Annotated in this window: 19 protein-coding genes and 3 pseudogenes; 2 read left to right on the top strand and 20 right to left on the bottom strand. The window is 36.0% G+C overall.

From position 1 onward, the window contains the following. Positions 1–60: 60 nt before the first annotated feature. Positions 61–975 (bottom strand): patatin-like phospholipase family protein, encoded by a 915-nt coding sequence (locus MJ631_RS07840; RefSeq protein ID WP_262986360.1) that lies wholly within the window; start codon positions 973–975, stop codon positions 61–63. Positions 976–979: 4 nt separating this feature from the next. Next, positions 980–1,198 (bottom strand): hypothetical protein, encoded by a 219-nt coding sequence (locus MJ631_RS07835; protein WP_262986359.1) that lies wholly within the window; start codon positions 1,196–1,198, stop codon positions 980–982. 124 nt (positions 1,199–1,322) lie between these two features. On the opposite strand from MJ631_RS07835, the gene MJ631_RS07830 reads away from it, so the two are divergent. Then, the gene (locus tag MJ631_RS07830) at positions 1,323–1,850 is read left to right on the top strand and encodes an ankyrin repeat domain-containing protein (protein ID WP_262986358.1); all 528 of its coding nucleotides are present in this window, start codon (positions 1,323–1,325) and stop codon (positions 1,848–1,850) included. On the opposite strand, the gene MJ631_RS07825 is transcribed toward MJ631_RS07830, so the two are convergent. The 8 genes and pseudogenes from MJ631_RS07825 to MJ631_RS07790 all read right to left on the bottom strand — a co-directional run. Beyond that, positions 1,816–2,805, bottom strand: a complete 990-nt coding sequence (locus MJ631_RS07825; RefSeq protein WP_262986357.1) for a phage late control D family protein — start codon at positions 2,803–2,805, stop codon at positions 1,816–1,818. The genes MJ631_RS07830 and MJ631_RS07825 overlap by 35 nt on opposite strands. A 1-nt stretch (position 2,806) precedes the next feature. Further along, positions 2,807–2,980: a tail protein X gene (locus MJ631_RS07820; protein ID WP_255586148.1), complete on the bottom strand. Its 174-nt coding sequence runs from the start codon at positions 2,978–2,980 to the stop codon at positions 2,807–2,809. Positions 2,981–2,990: 10 nt separating this feature from the next. Continuing rightward, on the bottom strand, positions 2,991–3,407 hold the full coding sequence (locus MJ631_RS07815) for a phage tail protein (protein WP_262986356.1): 417 nt from the start codon (positions 3,405–3,407) through the stop codon (positions 2,991–2,993). A 3-nt stretch (positions 3,408–3,410) separates the two neighbouring features. Next, positions 3,411–4,217, bottom strand: a complete 807-nt coding sequence (locus MJ631_RS07810; RefSeq protein ID WP_262986355.1) for a phage tail tape measure protein — start codon at positions 4,215–4,217, stop codon at positions 3,411–3,413. A 265-nt stretch (positions 4,218–4,482) separates the two neighbouring features. Further along, the gene (locus MJ631_RS07805; RefSeq protein ID WP_262986354.1) at positions 4,483–5,502 is read right to left on the bottom strand and encodes an IS110 family RNA-guided transposase; all 1,020 of its coding nucleotides are present in this window, start codon (positions 5,500–5,502) and stop codon (positions 4,483–4,485) included. A 109-nt stretch (positions 5,503–5,611) separates the two neighbouring features. After that, complete coding sequence (locus tag MJ631_RS07800; protein ID WP_262986353.1) at positions 5,612–7,009, bottom strand: phage tail tape measure protein; 1,398 nt, start codon at positions 7,007–7,009, stop codon at positions 5,612–5,614. Positions 7,010–7,121: 112 nt separating this feature from the next. Further along, positions 7,122–7,373: a phage tail assembly protein gene (locus MJ631_RS07795; protein WP_262986352.1), complete on the bottom strand. Its 252-nt coding sequence runs from the start codon at positions 7,371–7,373 to the stop codon at positions 7,122–7,124. Between the two features lie 16 nt (positions 7,374–7,389). Further along, a pseudogene (locus tag MJ631_RS07790) lies at positions 7,390–7,755 on the bottom strand (phage major tail tube protein); the annotation flags it as partial. Positions 7,756–7,830: 75 nt separating this feature from the next. On the opposite strand from MJ631_RS07790, the gene MJ631_RS07785 reads away from it, so the two are divergent. Next, positions 7,831–9,243, top strand: coding sequence for an IS4-like element ISWosp2 family transposase (locus tag MJ631_RS07785; protein ID WP_214303148.1), 1,413 nt, complete (start codon positions 7,831–7,833; stop codon positions 9,241–9,243). A gap of 6 nt (positions 9,244–9,249) precedes the next feature. Here the strand turns inward: MJ631_RS07785 and MJ631_RS07780 are convergent. The 10 genes and pseudogenes from MJ631_RS07780 to MJ631_RS07735 all read right to left on the bottom strand — a co-directional run. After that, positions 9,250–9,399, bottom strand: a pseudogene (locus MJ631_RS07780) (phage major tail tube protein); the annotation flags it as partial. Positions 9,400–9,414: 15 nt separating this feature from the next. Beyond that, entirely contained in the window at positions 9,415–10,596 is a 1,182-nt protein-coding gene (locus MJ631_RS07775) for a phage tail sheath subtilisin-like domain-containing protein (protein ID WP_263858709.1), read from the bottom strand. Further along, positions 10,589–11,149: a hypothetical protein gene (locus MJ631_RS07770; RefSeq protein ID WP_262986348.1), complete on the bottom strand. Its 561-nt coding sequence runs from the start codon at positions 11,147–11,149 to the stop codon at positions 10,589–10,591. Before MJ631_RS07770 ends, MJ631_RS07775 begins: the two co-directional genes overlap by 8 nt. A gap of 24 nt (positions 11,150–11,173) precedes the next feature. Beyond that, positions 11,174–11,443: pseudogene (locus MJ631_RS07765) on the bottom strand (hypothetical protein); the annotation flags it as partial. Positions 11,444–11,447: 4 nt separating this feature from the next. Then, positions 11,448–12,860 (bottom strand): IS4-like element ISWosp2 family transposase, encoded by a 1,413-nt coding sequence (locus MJ631_RS07760; RefSeq protein WP_214303148.1) that lies wholly within the window; start codon positions 12,858–12,860, stop codon positions 11,448–11,450. A 47-nt stretch (positions 12,861–12,907) separates the two neighbouring features. Further along, on the bottom strand, positions 12,908–14,149 hold the full coding sequence (locus MJ631_RS07755; protein ID WP_262986346.1) for a hypothetical protein: 1,242 nt from the start codon (positions 14,147–14,149) through the stop codon (positions 12,908–12,910). Further along, the gene (locus MJ631_RS07750) at positions 14,146–14,340 is read right to left on the bottom strand and encodes a hypothetical protein (RefSeq protein ID WP_262986345.1); all 195 of its coding nucleotides are present in this window, start codon (positions 14,338–14,340) and stop codon (positions 14,146–14,148) included. The genes MJ631_RS07755 and MJ631_RS07750 overlap by 4 nt, the downstream gene beginning before the upstream one ends. A 4-nt stretch (positions 14,341–14,344) precedes the next feature. Then, the gene (locus tag MJ631_RS07745) at positions 14,345–15,529 is read right to left on the bottom strand and encodes a hypothetical protein (protein WP_262986344.1); all 1,185 of its coding nucleotides are present in this window, start codon (positions 15,527–15,529) and stop codon (positions 14,345–14,347) included. Between the two features lie 14 nt (positions 15,530–15,543). Then, entirely contained in the window at positions 15,544–17,463 is a 1,920-nt protein-coding gene (locus MJ631_RS07740; RefSeq protein ID WP_262986343.1) for a DUF4815 domain-containing protein, read from the bottom strand. A 15-nt stretch (positions 17,464–17,478) separates the two neighbouring features. After that, positions 17,479–18,156, bottom strand: coding sequence for a hypothetical protein (locus MJ631_RS07735; RefSeq protein ID WP_262986342.1), 678 nt, complete (start codon positions 18,154–18,156; stop codon positions 17,479–17,481). Positions 18,157–18,165: the final 9 nt, after the last annotated feature.

The raw sequence follows: 18,165 nt of genomic DNA, 5'->3' as shown, positions 1-18,165 counted from the left end.
CAAAAAAGCTTTGAATTTTGTGACTCTCTCGTAAGAAAAAAGTTTTTTCATAAACTTATATTATTTTGATAGCACATCAATTACTCTTTGATGACTTTCTATCATCGCCTTTGCTTCTTGCTGCAAACATTTAATATTTTGAGGTGTTATATCATCCATTTCAGCTGATGCTACTTTGAGTTGTGATTGTATGCGTATATATTTATCACCCATTACTTGCTCTAATTGATAATCAACGCAATCCAATCCAGAGGCGAACATCACATTCAGTAGTGGCTTGACCCAACCTATTTTTCCAAATTTCTTTGAGTCAGCATACTTTATACTTCTATCTGTTCCACCAGTGCCTATTGATAGCAGTATAATCTCATCATTTGGAAATAATCTCTTGCCACTTGCATATGCACAAGCCGCTGGATTATTAGCAAACACTCCGCCATCTATCAACACTCTCTCTGTTTTGCTAATTTTCAGACGTTTTGGTGTAAAGTACGTTGGGGCAGCTGTTGTAGCTCTGAGTGCATCTTTCAACTTAATGTTTTCTTCTTTCCAACTTTTAAAGAAAAATTCACAACTATTGTGAATGTCATAACTGGTGAGTAGTAGATTACTCGCAACATCGGCCATAGTACTTTCACCAAAGTATTTGTTGAGAATAAATTCCATATTTTTATATGAGTACTGAGAACCACTCAGCCAAGAAGCGATTGATTTTCTCCAAAGTGATGTTTGAAAGATATATGCTCCATACTCTTGGTAAAGTTCAACCAAATCATTGGCAGAGTATTGAGGGTTTCTCCGTTCATCTTTTTTACATAACCCGGCTACAATAATCCCACCGGTTGAGGTTCCTGCCATTAAGTCAAAGATCTGGGAAATTGGCTTTTTTGTTCTAGATTCAATTTCTGCTAAAATAATGGCAGGAATGATTCCTCTAATTCCACCTCCATCAACGGATAAAATATACTTTGCCACTCTTTTATTTGTGTTTCTGCTCAAGTTCATTAACTTCTTCAGCAAGATTTTTAACTCTTTCTTCAAGGCGATAGATGATTTCTGTAGTCCTTTGATTTTGCTCTATAAATTTATCATGCATATGCACTCTTAAGTCGAGCTTAGCTAGCCACCAGATCAATGCTATTGTTTGTATCACCATAGTAGCAATTACTGCTACAGGGATCTTTCCTGTGTTTGTCATCTTTTTTAAAGGAAAAGTTGTATATATACATATACAAGATTCATCAAAAATACGTCCAAAAAATCTTTTCTAAAATAAAGTTAATTAGTTGCACTAAACAAGCGATGTAAATAATATAATCAACATGAAATCTAGCCTTTTTCAAAAATTATTAATAAATTCAATAATACCAATAATATGTGCTATCTTTTTGTTTCAGCATTTTAAACCGCTAAAAAACATACCAATAAAAAGTAAAACAACTAGTGAGGATAGAATAGTATTACGTATTGCAGCTGAAAGCTGCAATTTGGATAACGTAAAATCCTTAATAAAAAACGCAGTAGATATCAACGACACCTATTATTTTGGTGCAACATCATTACACTATGCTACAAGCGGAAGCTGTTTAGAAGTTGTAAAATTTCTAATTGAAGAAGGCATTAATGTAAACACTACTGATGCTTTTGGCTGGACAGCTTTGCACTATGCTGCACAGGAAGGACGCTTGGAAATTGCTAAATTTCTACTGGAAAATGGAGCAAATCCTCTTGCTAAAAACAAAGATAAAAAAACTCCTTTAGATCTTGCTGTAGAGGAATTAAACAATAATAAAGAAGATATTTATGAGGAAATTATCAATTTACTTTCCCGTTATCAATTGTTCCCATAGCAGCTGTGATGATAGTACGATAACCCAGGTTATCGATCATATGTTCAGCCCTATTTATTATCCAATCACCATGAACTCCCTTGCGAAACCCCAAAAGGTTGATCTTTGCTTCGGTAAATAATTCAGGATTTCCTGGCATTGTGACATTGAGTGTTGCTGTACTGCTCATCAGCTGATTCAACTTCGCAGATGCTGCACTTTGTGCCAAATCACTACTTGCATAAATATCTCGCAAAATATAGCTTGGTTCTTGATCACCTACTTTTTCCGTTATTGTCTCTGCTTTTTCATAATCATACCAGTAAGCAATAACCGAGCCATATTGATTACGCTCATTAAATTTTACTTTCCAATTTGTAATATCTCTAGGTGTTAAAGTAATAGTGCTTAAAGTTTTTCCGGTAACTGACTTTGCTTTTCCTTTTGAAACAAACAGTAAATACCCTCCAGCAGGTTTTGCTATTGCTCCATAAATTTGAGCAAGCCTGGTTAAAAAATGCATATCGCTCTCTGCAGTCTGATCAATATGTGATATCATGATATTTGCAAACTCTGCAGCAACCTTAGCTTGATAGCCATGTTTGTCTGCAATCTTTTTTACCAAATCATTTAAGGTGATTTGATGCCACTCATTAAACACTTGTTCCTTTAATGACTCTTTTAGATCGGCTGCATGACTTTTAATCTTTAGTGATTGTGGTGGGCCTTGTAGCGTAATTTCATTCACTATGTAATCTCCCATCGGCACAATGCCAGTTTCTTTATACCCAAGTAAAATATTTAGCTTTGCCCCAGTTCTAGGAATTTCAAATAATGAATCATGGTCATCAAGATGAATTACAGCAGTATCACTTATTACTCCAGCTTCATCAGTAATATGCATTGATACTAACCGACTTTTTATCAACTCAGTGATTAAAATTCCCTCTACTGAAATACTAAAGTCTGGTGTCATTTTAATCCCATAGTTTTACTACTTGCTTTTGTGTCTCTTTTTGAATAACAGGAAGTTTAATGATTAATCCTGCAGGAAGAAGTTCGTACTCTGAAAGCCCAGGATTAGCTCTTAACACAATCTCAACTGCTCCTGAGCTGAATCCATAGTAGTTCCAGCAGATTAAATCTAACATATCATTTTCCTTAGTTTTGTAATACATCATCATCAAGTTGTATATCATCAACTGGATTATTTAGTGATCCGTCTGACAACGCGTTATCATAGTGCTTCAAACTTAAGTGAAACTCAATCTTTCTTGCTTCACCATTTGGAAAAAAATATTTCTGCGTTTCTTCTATTTTCACAATAACAAAATGGCCTAAAATGTTACCTTGGCCATCAATGAGTAAAAGAGGTTTTGATAAATTTCGCATATTATTTATTTGCCCCAGTCCTCCTGAATAGATTACTCCCGCAAGCTCAATAACATCCTCTCCAGGACCAATACTTTGAAGTAATGGCTTTTCTCCAATACGCTCAAGTGCAGGCCAGCGATATTCATTCCTGCGTGTGAAACCTCGCTCAGTTAATGAAAATCTATATGGACCAAGAGACAGCATAATTTAATTTATATCATAAAGTGCGCCACTAAATTGCTCTCTAATTCGCTCCATTACTTCATCAGCAATACTACGTACGTCTTGTCCAGAGCTTGGGTGAATATTAACATTAAAGTGATTATTGTGTGTTTTATTCTCTATAGTCTTATTGTGCGCTGCAATTGGGTGCTTAAGGGCGTCGCTTATAGTATTACTTACAGATCTAACTTCTAGTTTAGCCTCATTTTTTTTGCTCCATAGATTATTGATTGTTTTAAAAGGCTGAGTAATATTATTCCAAAACTTTCCTACCCAATCAGAAAAAGATTTCCATACAATTTTTACCGATTCCCAGATAGTAACAAAAAAGTTCTTTACCACTTGCCATTTGGTAATTATCAAAGTTGCAGCAACAGCAAGACCACCAATAATCAGCCCCATAGGGTTGCTCATTACGGCAATTGTCAATGCTTTAAATCCAGCAATTATTGCTGGAAAAACTGCAGAAAGACCTATTTTTACCAAAGTAACAACAGATCCAAACACTTTCCAAGTAGATAAAAGAGCAAATAAGGAACCTTTTACAAAAGTCCAAGCATATCCAAGAGATATGGCTGCTATTTTAATACTAATCAATGTTGCAATCGTACTTATGATCACTGTAGTCAGTACTGGATATTCCTTGGCACAAAGTGCTACTTGTGTAGTTGCTGACCTCAGAAGATTAACAGTAAAATTTAAAGGTGGTAATAGTACAGAACCAAGATTCATTCCTACTTCTGCTATTGAGTTTTTAAGTAACTGAAGGTTCTCTAATTGCGTACAAGTCAACAATAATTTTCACATAGATCAAAATAGCATATTTCCTCCATAATCCTTGATATAAATTAAAAATAGCATGCTTCCATGGTTCTCTCCGCGGTCTGATATGGCTAGTTTAATTTTAGCCAAGCCGCACTATACTTGTTAGGGCGGAAGTGGATGGCAACATGTTGTTTACGAAGTCTACGCTTCAACCATAGCTCTTGCTTATCCCTTCCATCGGCATTACTATCTTTACTTTCAATAAAATTATTGTCCTATACTCCTTTAGTGTTTATTGATAATAAAATTCTGTTTTATCAACCAACATTCTATGCATAATTACAGCTAGTTTTCTTGCTAATGCAACTACTGCTTTCTTTACACCCTTCTTTTTTGCAAGCTTTATTCCCCAGCTTTTTAATTTGAATTTTTTCTTGCTAACTGTCAGTATTGTATGCGCAGCTTCATACAACATATTTCTACATTCTACCGGTCCCATCTTTGATATGCTACCATGACGATTAACTTCTCCAGAAGCGTACTGTCTTGGCGTCAATCCCATATAGGCTCCGACTGTATCAGATGTTTCAAACCTATGTGGATTATCAATTGTAGCCTTATACGTCATTGCTACTATAATACCAACTCCTGGTACAGTAGTTAATAATTTGCAATCTTCGTCTTTCTTGCCTTTCTCTGATAATATTTTATCAAGCTTTTTTATTGATTCTTCTATTATTTCCAAACTACAAACTAATGCTTCAATTGAATCCTTACTGACTTTATCTAGATCTTTTATTGCTTCTTGCACTTTTAAAGAAAAGATTACAATCTTTGACTTCTTGCCAAGCTTTATTCCGTATATCTTCAATAGCCCTCTTATTGTTCCCATAATTTGCTCTCTGCAATACATTAACTGCCTTCTACTTCCGAGCGTTACCTTAACTTGACAAGACTCATCTGATTTTACTAATACCTCTTTATACAGCCCAGCTCTCATCATTTGTGCTATACCCCTTGCATCATTTTTATCGTTTTTATTGATTCTCGCAGACAATGCTGCTGCCATATGCCTCGCATCTACACAAATTACTGGTAATTCAAAGCTCCTTAACTCTTTGCACATCGATATTGACAATTGCCCACTTTCTATTCCTATGGATTCGTATTCTCTGCTTTGACTAAGCAGAAACTCAGCTATTGCACTGCTCTCACTTGCAACAACTTCTTCTTTAACAATTTTTCCTTTCTCATCAACGATACTTACAAAAGTTTCTTTGAATGACACATCTAATCCGCTATAATATTTCATAAGACTACTCCTACTGTAAAGGTTTAAATTATTTTTGAAGAACAGATTCATTGAACTTGTTACTTCGTGCTAAAATAATGGAGTATGTCTCTCCATCATTCAATCGCAATTACAGTATGTTGTTTGCTGTAGTATTTGCTCTATTTTCAAACTCCCTTTGCATTGAGCCCTTATATTCCCCGTTTATTAATCGTAAAGATTTTTTGTACTCGTCAAGACTACCAATGAGTAGTGCTATATCGTCTTGATATTCAAGACCAAAGAGATCAAAAAGAACGCTAGAACGTTCTTGCTTACCTAGTTTTGCAATTGTTTCTAAAAACTTAACTAATGTGCCTTGTGCATTCTTGCCAATTGCTTTTTCAAATTCCTTAGCATTTATTTTTAGCTGCTGAAAAGCTTTTTGAAAATTGCCACCTTGCTTACTTGCTGTTTGCAACTTGCTGAGCATCGCATTAATTGCCGTACCTGCTTTTTCAGGAGTTTTACCAAGGCTAATAAAGCTACTTGCTAAAGCCCCTGCTTCCACTGCAGTTAAACCAAATTGCCTTGCTGTACCACCGATTCTGTTTAATGCAGGAACAATGTCTTTAGCTTTTGCGGCAGTGTTATCAGAGATATGGTTTATCGCATCACCAATATTTGCCATTTCACCAATTTTAATTTGATAAATGTTAGAAAGTTTAGCAATAGCATCTCCTGCCTCTTCTGCTGACATATCAAATGCAGTTGCCATTTTAGCTACAGTGTCTGTAAAAACCGTAAGATCTTTAGCTGCAATACCGAGCTGACCACCACTTGCAGTAATTTGCGCAAGTTCTGCTGCAGATAGCGGAATTGTTCGTGACATCCCCTTTAATGTTTCACCAAGTTTTGTCAAGCCATTTACATCTGTATCTTCAAACTTTACAACTTTCTTTACATCAGCCATGGCACTCTCAAAACTAATTGCAGCCTTAAGTGGTGCTGCAAGGGTGAGGCCAAGTGCCACAGCATCCATCATTTGAGCTTTGAAATTTGCTCTTTGTGCTAAAACTCCTTTACGTTTTTGCATTACGGAATTTAAAGCTGTATAGTTATTTTTAAGCTTTTCAATAGAAGAGCCAAGTTTAACTTGATCTCCAATAAGAGATTTTATATCTCTACCACTTTTACTGAACTCCGTGCGTAAATGGTGGAGAGCACTTCTTTTTTGTAAATAAGCTGTTTTAGCTTTCAGTGCTGCAGTTTTAGATCTTGTAAACTCGTTTTGCAGGCTCTTACTTGGTGCTTCTACATTTTTTATCTGTTTAGCCAGAGATTTTGTTTTTATTTCCAGTTCATTCCAAGAACGCCTAGCAAGCAGAGCATCGTGGCTTAATTGTTTAAACTTGGATACTGATTTACTTGATGATTCAAGTTGTTTTATCGTACTACCAATACGAGAAAGTTGCTTCGTGCTACCTGCTATCGTACTATTAAAACTGCTTTGCAGTGTTGCTCCAATTACTATAGAAATTGCCTTCATTTGTATAATTTTCCGCTACTTTCAAACCACGTAATAAATTCTTCAATATCCATATCAAGCCACTGATTGATTCCACCACCAACCATTGAGCTAAGCGATAATACGCTCAGCCTCAATTCTTCTGCTGAGACAAAAAACCTTGTAACACTTCTTGAATCTTACTGTAGTCTGCCAAATCAAGTTCTTCTACTGCTTCTCTTGAAATACTTGCAAGATTTGCAATCAGTGCTACTTCCTTCTCTGCATCGTTATTACTCATACGTTCAACAGCTAAACGATCTCGCACTTTTGGACGGCGTAGAGTTAACTCTGAAACTAAAATCCCATCGATTTTTATTGGTTCAGTTAATTTAATTTTTTGCATTACTTTACCTTCTTACTCAAATTCCTAAGGCTGTGCGCATAGAAGCCATTTGATCAACACCATCGATCTTGCGAATCATGTTTTCTGCATCAATTTCAATCAATTCTTTGCCATCAATAGTGAGCTTATAATAGTTGGCAGCTACAGTGCATTTTAGTGTTGCTTTTTCAGCAGGTTTCCAGCTACCAAAATCAAGTTCTTTAAAGAGCCCTCTTAAGTTAATCACTACTGATTCTGTATCACTACTTCCCTGCAAACCTCCTCTTAAAGTAAGATAAACAGCATTATTGTTTATCAATCCGAAAAGTCTAAAGAGCTCAGAGTCATATTCAGCAAAAGTGAGCTCTGCTTCAAGTTTCTCCATTCCCATGTCAATACTTACTATTACCCACAAATATAAATGGACATAAAAATAAAGTATTACAACATTAAAGTTTGCAAACATTGAGGGTAAAAAATGGCAAACAGGAATAATGAATGGGCTGAAAATGAATTTGGAGATGCTGTACTTGGAGATAAAAGGTTAACTGACCGATTAGTAAATATTGCTGATAGTTTTACAAGTTTACCTGAAAGCTCAATCAATCAGGCGTGTGGAAGTTGGTCAGAAGCAAAAGCAGCATATCGTTTTTTTCAAAATGAGAACGTGAAAGAAGGCGATATTCTAGCTTCACACGTTGCTAAAACAGTTGAAAGAACAAAAGCCCATAAAAAAATTTTTGTGATCCAAGATACAAGTTATATTTCATACACAGACCATGAAAAAACAAGTGGATTGGGAGTTATTACAAGAAAACATAGTCAAGGTATTATAATGCATACAGCTCTAGCTGTTAGTATAGAAGGTTTGGTACTAGGGATACTAGATCAAAAAATTTATTCAAGACCTGAAGAATCTGAAAACATAAAAAAAAAGAACAATGACAGTATCCGCATTGAAGATAAAGAGAGTATAAAATGGTTAGAAACTTTAAGCAACACAAACAACATTATTGATTCAACTCAAACTGAGACTATAACCATATGCGATAGAGAAGCAGATATATATGAGTTTTTTGAGCTTGCATATAATCTTAATTCGGCAGTGTTAGTTAGAGCTTCCAAAGATAGGGCAGTAAATAGAAAATCTCGATATCCTGAAAAAGGTGAGCAGAAGTTATGGGAATTTATTAAATCCTCTCATTGTGCAGGTACGGTAAAAGTTGAAGTTCCTGCAAAAGATAATAAGCCAAAAAGAACAGCACATTTGGAAGTTAGATTCGGAAAGTTTATTATGCATCCATCTAAGAATAGTATTAGGCATAAGACAGAAGAATTACTTAAATTACCACACTATGCAGTTTACGTTGTTGAAAAAGACTTTCCTTCTGAAACAAATCCGCTAGAGTGGATGCTTTTAACAAATCTTCCAGTCAATACCTTTGATGAAGCTGTTGAAAAAGTTAGGTGGTATTGTCTTAGATGGAAAATAGAAATATTACATAAAATTTTAAAATCTGGTCTCAAAGTTGAAGAATGTAGGCTTGGAACAGCAGAAAGGTTGATGCGATATTTAACAGTAATGAGTATTATTGCTTGGAGAATTTTCTTTATTACAACAATTGCAAGAACTGATCCAACATTACCGTGTACTACCTTATTAGCCGAAGAAGAATGGAAAGTTCTATATGTAAAAATACATAGAAAACCATGTTCAAATGCAACTCCTACTATAAAAGAAGCTGTTTCATGGATTGCTCAACTTGGAGGACATTTGGCTAGAAAAAATGATCTAGAACCAGGCCCCATTACTATTTGGAAAGGATGGAGACGTCTCTTTGATCTAGCAGAAGGATGGCGACTTGCTCACGAACTTTATATTTGTGGGTAATAGTAAGATGTCAATATTTATTGGAATATCCATACCACCAGCTCTGTATTCTTCTGTTTTTATGGTAAGCTTTGGTAGCGTAATTTCATCTATTTTCCCTGCATAACCTCGACCATCAACAAATACGTTAAAATTCTTTAGGATCTTTGGTAACATCTCTCTTTCTCCTTTTTACAATATTGCGCCACTTACGAGATGCGAACGGAAAGTAATCTGTTCAGCTGGATATGGTGGTGTAAACTCAAAGTCAAAGTATACTTTTCCACTTGCAATATTTGCCGTTGTATTGAGCTCTGGAGTTGCATAACATTTTCCGCTGATAATAGCTCCCTGAGCTTTCAGATTTGCAAGATAAGAATTTACCCCCTCAATCACATCATCTATGTAAGTTTTGGTAATATTTCGATCAACTGCCCATAGATGAGCTCGAAGTAAACTATCGTTAATTAAATCTGCAGTACGCCTCACTGATAGAAAAGCCCATTTCGCATCGTTTGAACATGTCCTATTTCCCCAAAGCCTATAGCCATTTTGATGAATTATAGTTGTTACTTCATTTTCATTTAAGTGGTTTGCTCTACAATTTGTATTACCGAGCGTAAAATCAATAGGCCTGCTTGTTCCAATAATACCATTTATCTCTTTATTTGAAGGTGAGTGCCAAAATCCTTGCTCGCTATCTACTTTCACTATTAAACCAGCTACAAATGAACTTGGAGGCAAAATTTCTTCTTTTCCTTCAATAAATACCTTAACCCAAGGATCAACTACGTAAACTCTTGAGCTGCCCACACTTTTTCTCCATTTTATTGCTTCTTCATCATTGGTATTTGGTCCATCTGCTACTATTATGCTTCTCAGCTTTTCTGCTATAGGAATTAATGCTGCAACCACTGGATTTTTGCCATCTTCTGGTAGTTGGTGAGTAAACTGAGGTGCAATTAATATTCTTGGGGCAACATGAACTATACTTTCACTGCTGAGGAATGCTTGAATCCCTTGATACTCTCCAGTCTCTTTATCAACTCCACCAATGATATTTGCAGTTGTTTCTTCTTCTTTTAACTTTAGATCAATATTTTTACTTTCCTCAACTCTAATTACTATAACTGTTGCACCAATTTGGGAAAATATTCCATTTACTGCAGAAGGTAAACTGCCGCTCTTTCCAAGCTTTGCTGCTTCCTTTAAGCTTCCTGCTATTAGTACTGGACTATTGAGTGGAAATTTTTGCCCATCTGCTTCAGGTGCGGTACCAATTACACCTATCACTGATGATTTAGCTGTACGTACTGTTCTTGACCCTGAGGTTACCTCAATAACATTTACACCATGTAAAAATTCTTCAGCCATTTCTTTGCATCTTTTGTTTAAAATCATTGAGCAAAGCCTGTAGCTCTACTTCACTTTTAGCTTCTTCAATTTTCCTCTTCGCCATGTCTTCCAACTCCTCGCATTTCACTATCGCTTTTACTGCTTTTTTCACTTTTTCCTCAATTATTCTTGCCATTTCAATAACTGTAATACCGCGGACTTTTGCTAATGGCTCTATAATTTCTGCATCTTTTTCATCTATAGATTCCGGTGCTGCTAGAATGCTTTTTGCGGCTTTCGCTTGAATCTCATAAGATTTAGCTTTTTGGTGAGAATGACCTGCGTATTGGTGAGTATGATTATCATAATAGAAACGCATACTATCAAATGCACAAAGCTTCGCATTATCCAGTAACTCCTTTTGTATATCTTCTTTAGTACGCTGAGCAATTTCTCCTCCTTCTGTTAAACAATAACTTTTTTGCCAATCAAAATTCTTTGGCGCTTCGTACCAATCATTCCCTGTTGGCTTGCTTTCAAGTGTTGTTGTTTCTACTTGTTTGTGGTTTTCAAAACGTATGTAAATGCTCACAGTTTTTCTCCCTCCCTATTTGATTTACTGCCAAATCTCACGTGTGCTAGATAACCCTGGACATTGCCAAGCTCTTAGCGTTCTCTCTACGTCCACCTCAAGTCCTGTGGTGAGAAAATTGCTACGTATGTTATAAATTCCCCACTGAATAAATTGACCATAGGTATATACATTACCTGAGAGCACACCTTCACTAACTTTTGTTCTGGAATATAAATAAGATGATGTGTAAAGTAATATTGCAACTGTTTTTCCTGCTGGAATCTCCACATTTCCAGATCCAGCTAATTTCTTACTATTACCCACAAATATAAAGTTCGTGAGCAAGTCGCCATCCTTCTGCTAGATCAAAGAGACGTCTCCATCCTTTCCAAATAGTAATGGGGCCTGGTTCTAGATCATTTTTTCTAGCCAAATGTCCTCCAAGTTGAGCAATCCATGAAACAGCTTCTTTTATAGTAGGAGTTGCATTTGAACATGGTTTTCTATGTATTTTTACATATAGAACTTTCCATTCTTCTTCGGCTAATAAGGTAGTACACGGTAATGTTGGATCAGTTCTTGCAATTGTTGTAATAAAGAAAATTCTCCAAGCAATAATACTCATTACTGTTAAATATCGCATCAACCTTTCTGCTGTTCCAAGCCTACATTCTTCAACTTTGAGACCAGATTTTAAAATTTTATGTAATATTTCTATTTTCCATCTAAGACAATACCACCTAACTTTTTCAACAGCTTCATCAAAGGTATTGACTGGAAGATTTGTTAAAAGCATCCACTCTAGCGGATTTGTTTCAGAAGGAAAGTCTTTTTCAACAACGTAAACTGCATAGTGTGGTAATTTAAGTAATTCTTCTGTCTTATGCCTAATACTATTCTTAGATGGATGCATAATAAACTTTCCGAATCTAACTTCCAAATGTGCTGTTCTTTTTGGCTTATTATCTTTTGCAGGAACTTCAACTTTTACCGTACCTGCACAATGAGAGGATTTAATAAATTCCCATAACTTCTGCTCACCTTTTTCAGGATATCGAGATTTTCTATTTACTGCCCTATCTTTGGAAGCTCTAACTAACACTGCCGAATTAAGATTATATGCAAGCTCAAAAAACTCATATATATCTGCTTCTCTATCGCATATAGTTATAGTCTCAGTTTGAGTTGAATCAATAATGTTGTTTGTGTTGCTTAAAGTTTCTAACCATTTTATACTCTCTTTATCTTCAATGCGGATACTGTCATTGTTCTTTTTTTTTATGTTTTCAGATTCTTCAGGTCTTGAATAAATTTTTTGATCTAGTATCCCTAGTACCAAACCTTCTATACTAACAGCTAGAGCTGTATGCATTATAATACCTTGACTATGTTTTCTTGTAATAACTCCCAATCCACTTGTTTTTTCATGGTCTGTGTATGAAATATAACTTGTATCTTGGATCACAAAAATTTTTTTATGGGCTTTTGTTCTTTCAACTGTTTTAGCAACGTGTGAAGCTAGAATATCGCCTTCTTTCACGTTCTCATTTTGAAAAAAACGATATGCTGCTTTTGCTTCTGACCAACTTCCACACGCCTGATTGATTGAGCTTTCAGGTAAACTTGTAAAACTATCAGCAATATTTACTAATCGGTCAGTTAACCTTTTATCTCCAAGTACAGCATCTCCAAATTCATTTTCAGCCCATTCATTATTCCTGTTTGCCATTTTTTACCCTCAATGTTTGCAAACTTTAATGTTGTAATACTTTATTTTTATGTCCATTTATATTTGTGGGTAATAGTAAGAGCTAATTTGCTATCAGAGCTCATATATTGGTAAACATTTTTCCATACTATTTTCGAAATTCTTGATTTATCGGTATTATCTGGCGTTCCCACAAATAATCCTGCACCCCCATACTCCGTACTCGAGTATGATGATCCAACAAATTCTATTGTTTTATTTATGTTCACATTTGTTGTATTTTTTACAAACACTACTCCAAGTGCAGCATATGGGTAATAGTATATCTCATCATAACTACCAGAAAAACTGTTTGTGCATAACTCTCCGTAAATAAATGTTCCTTTATTTCCCTCTATAAAATAGAGTTGTCTTGGCCGATAAAAACTAACGTAATCTGTATCGTATGTATGGCTACCTGCTAGTAGCTGCAGCATATAGTCTGTTTTTGTTATATCACTGCTCCACTTTCCAAGCTCTGTTGTAAAAGTTCCGTGGCCAAAGTAATTATTTTTTCTACCCAGTACACCAAATAAGAAAGGTAATGACCCTGGTTCAACCATATTGCGCTTTCTTATTTCGTTTGTAAGCGACACTTTTAATTGATCATCTCGAGTCTTTACATCATTTGTAATAGATGTTCTTAATTGATCATCTCTAGTTTTTACCTCATTAGAGATGTTTTCTATTCGAGTTTCTATTTCTCCTATAATTGATGAGCCAGGTGGTACATTATTAACAGCACGAAAATCTTCTACTAAACCTTTAAGACCATCTTTATGACTGTTGCTAATACTATTTATTGCTGCAATATTGACATTCTTTCTCGTATCAAGTAGTGATAAATTTGTTGTGCCTTTCTCATCTATTTTCTTTAATAATTGTTTCTCTGATTCAGAGATCGCTGCTAAAGAGCTAGTTTTTTTAGTATCCAGATCACTTAAGTGTTTTCTTGTACTATCAAGAAGTTCTTTTAGCTTACCATCTGTCATCTGTACAATTTCAGAAACTGCACTTTTGTCGATTATTGATTCCAATGCTTTAGCAAGATATGCTAGTTGATCTGGAGTGCTGTTTGCTGCTAAATCCTTAAGTCTTGTTTGTAGCGCATCAATTATTTCTTTTATTTTTGCCATTTGCACAATATTGGAAATTGCTTTTTTATCTATTATCAATTCCAGGGATTTTGCAAGATATGCCAGTTGATCAGGTGTGCTATTTGCTGCTAAATCCTTTATTCTTTGGTGTAATGCTTCTATTGCTTCCTTCATTCCCAAAAATTTAAAAAAGTTTCAAAGTTAAACCGCTCAAAATTACTTTTAAGTTGATTATGTTTATCTTCTCTTTCGGTAATATCTTCATCTATTTTTTCTATAGCTCTTCGAATACGTACTACATCTTCCACTGCAATATTTTCTGGATGAGGTAGTGGATACCCTCTGCTTGTTTTATCATCTGACATTCTGCTAAGTGATAATGATTCGTAGATTTTTGACTTTAGGACGATAAACAACCGTTCCACTTAAAACTAATTTTATCCTTGTCTCATTGCCATTAAAGTTTGTCAGCACATGAGTTCTCTCTACCCAATTTTCTCCAATTGGTTTTCCTGATGTTAAATTTACTAATTGCCAATCCACATTTTTTTGCACATATGCTTTTACATCTGCAGTGCCAGGTATTAGCGCATCATACGTTATGGTAATTTTAGTGTTAGCTCCTGCGGTAATGCTCCTCGTGACATAATCTCCTTCTTCCCCTATATTTCCCAGAACTAGCTGTAACCCAGGATAGAGAACAGGACTTTTTTCTTGCCCTCCTTTTAGGCTTGCTTTTACCGTTAGCTCTCCAGATAATCTTTCACGCAGTGCGAGCGGCAAATTATCAGATAAAAAGTTTTCTTTGCCCTCCTCATCTGTTAAGATAAATTCTACATTCGTATCAAAGCCTACTTTTTCCACATTCGTCAAAACTATTAAATCTGATACATTGTTTGCTGTAACTTTGCCCAGATCAACAACGTGAGAATTTTCGCTAAATTTTGCAGCTAGTAGTCGAAACGTTAAATCTAAATTTTGATGTGATGTCCAGGTGCTTGCATTGCTTGATGACAGTAATACTCCTACTTGATATGGCTGACTCGTTACCCAGCGGCTATTTACTGCATCATATTTGCCAAGTTCTGCTATCTTTACTGCAGTACCAGGATCATCAGTAAGCAGTACTATTGCATACTCCTCTCCTGCATGGCAAAACACTGGTGACCACTCTATACGTGTTGCTGTGCCATCTATCTTTATATTTTTTGGCTCAATACAACTTTCAGCAATGACAGTCTGCGAGGGCATTCCCACTGCTGTTTCTCTAATCTGCACAACAACACGTTTTTTGCCGCTATTTGTGAACCATAAATCTAGACCCCCTATGTGTCTGCTCTCATTTAAAGTAAATGTTTGTGCTAAAGGATCAACTCTTCTTGCTGCGATAACTCTTCTTCTTTCCTCTATGATAATAGTTTTTTTACCAGTATAAGTTGCTTCTCCATAACTTCCTTTATCCCCGTAAAATTGCACTAATTTAGTACCGGCTGGAATATTTGCTGGTACTTTCACCTTTCCCTTTAATTTTCCCTGATTGTTAGCTGTTAACATTTGGTTTTCCAGTTTTAAGTTATAGGTTGAATGTTTATTCCGTCAAATTTTATCTCTTTAAGCTTCTCATTTGGCTCAAAACCTTCAATTTCAAAATTCTGTATTGCTTCTCTCATAAATTCAGTTTCGTATGAAGTACTTGACAGCAGCTCTGTCGTTTCTTTAACATTAAATACTCTTGTTACTGGACTTTTCCAATTCGTGGTAACCTCTGTCCAGTGGTCAATGTTTTTATTTAGAGTAATTTGCGCCGGGACTGGATCAAAAGCTTGATACGGATTAATCTTTTCTCCTTTAGTCTGTAAAAGCTGCTCCAGTACCGGCTCAAGTTTATATGGCAATAAATAAGTTTTCTCCCCCTCATCAATATCAGCAATCGTTACATCTATTGGTAAAATTAGTTCCTTATTTACTATTGCTGCAGACTGCGAAATTCCTTGATCGCGCATATCATCATCAAAGAATGAATCAACAAATACTCCTTTTTTGGTGGTAGGTTCTCTTGAATTTGCATCATTGCGTAGACGTTCCTCTGCAACCAGCGCATAAAGATCATTTATTCCTTTTTTCATTGCTTCAAGCTCATTCATCGGTACAGCATGAATAGCATTATTCACTATTTTTACCCCTTCGCCTTTTTTCCACGTCTGATGAATGTAGCAGAGTAAGAGCTGTCCAGAGGGAGCTTTAGGCATCGATGGTCGCCAAGGGTGAGCTATACCTTTTATTCTCCTTACCACCCCTTTGCTATCGATAGTAATTAAATCAAAGCGTGGCATTTTCCAGGTGTAATCAATCAAAACCAGACTGTTATCAACTGCTCCTTTTACTTTACACCCCTCTTCACTTATATCTTCAGGAATTACATGAGTGCGGCAGCGGTAGGTTATCAGGTAACTACTTCCAGGTGCTGGTTCTTTACCTGGTAATGACCAATCAACGTTTCCTGCATTTAACTTATAGTCTATACTGCTTTCATAAATAACATTTCCTTGCTTTATTTGAATAATCTCAAGTACTGCAGAGTCAGGTATCGGATCAACAGCTCCTGAATATGAACTATGAGTAACAGTAATAGTTTTTTGAACAGTTATGTCTACTTTTTTGATTTCACTTATTGGAAAATCATTAACCTTCAGTTCCATTACTCTTTGGCTATTTGGCTGAAAAGTATGTGGTTCTGATTCAACTGATTTTATATTCGGATCTTGATCAAAAGAAACACGAATACTATGAGGTAACTCAATTTCATAACCATCAACATGAGCTTTGCCCTCATTAATCACAAATATTTTTTTTCCTCCTTCTCCCTCTTCCTTTTGCAGGAACATTACTTCAAGACCATTTACGACATAGGAACCATTTGCTTCTTTGTCATAACGAGCAAGAGCAGTAGTTACTATATTTGCTTGTGGTGGCGGTGAATGTTCTATCAATACTCCATTTTCAATGTTATAAATTGGATAAAATTCTCCTGAAGCATTAGTAGTCATACCCTCAGCTTGATAACTCCAAGTGGTGGAAACTTTAAGCCTTGCAGCCCCTACTTCTTGATAGTTACGTGTACCAACAGCAGGATCACGAAGGTTTTCATCCTCAAGCTCTGTAATGGTAGATTCTACGTAATAAACACCTATACGCACTGTGGTACTCAGTGGAATAACAAACTCTTCTTTTTCGACTTTTCTAACTGCACCACGCAGATAGATTTTTCCTCCTTCAAGTGTAACTTTACCAGTTTCTCTATCTATAATACAATTGCTTCCTGTTATAACATCACCATCACGAAATATTGCATCGCCTATGCCTTTAAGCTTTGAAAGAGCATACTCCTGAGTCTCATTTAGTTCTGCAGACTGTAGACCTCTTCCTGCAAGAAACAAGCTTTTTTCGTATTCTTTGTCAGAGCGATTATAATAGTTATTCAAGGTCATCTTTTTTCCCTTTTGCTAAAATGTAACGACAAATGAAAAAGTTTCGCGGGTTGCTGCGGTTCTGATAAGTGGTACCGTGTGTTCTAAAACTAACAAAATTCCCGGGTCTTCTATATCTTTTGGTTCAAAATACTTCTGTCCAGGCGGTACTTTCTCTTTTACCTTAGTACCAACCATAACCCCAAGCTCTCTGATTACTTGATTTGCTGCGTCCGTGAAATCGAAAGTAAATTTAAGGTACAAGTTATTGGTTGGTACATTTGAGGGCCTAAACCTTCCAGAAGGAGTTACAAGTTCGCCGTTTTCATCACCTGTGCAGAAGAGTATCTCATCAACAACACGACGTCCAACTTCCTTAATTAATGTTGCAGAAGTAATGAGTTCCTGTGGTGTATCTTGAGTATACTCTATGGTCACCTCTGCAATGGAGCTGTTTTCTGTGCGCTTAATAACACCAGTGCTGCTATCAACTGTATAATCAATACTTGGCTGATAAATTATCTGTCCTGTAGTAACCTTCACATCTTTGACGGGGTGGTGATCTAGGGCTATTTTGCCGCCTGCTGCAAAAGTTTTTTCAACTTTGTAGCTGCTTTCCCAGGTAGAATCTCCAGATCCCCAAGCAAGATGTATCGGTTGCTCTTTTATGCTCGCAGCAATAGCTGCTCTGCCTGATTGTGTGAGTACTGACATAGTTGATTT

The sequence above is a fragment of the Wolbachia endosymbiont of Oryzaephilus surinamensis genome (assembly GCF_025617515.1).
Classification (GTDB): domain Bacteria; phylum Pseudomonadota; class Alphaproteobacteria; order Rickettsiales; family Anaplasmataceae; genus Wolbachia.
The sequence above is the reverse complement of the archived record's forward strand: the minus strand, read 5'-3'. Positions and strand labels throughout refer to the sequence as shown.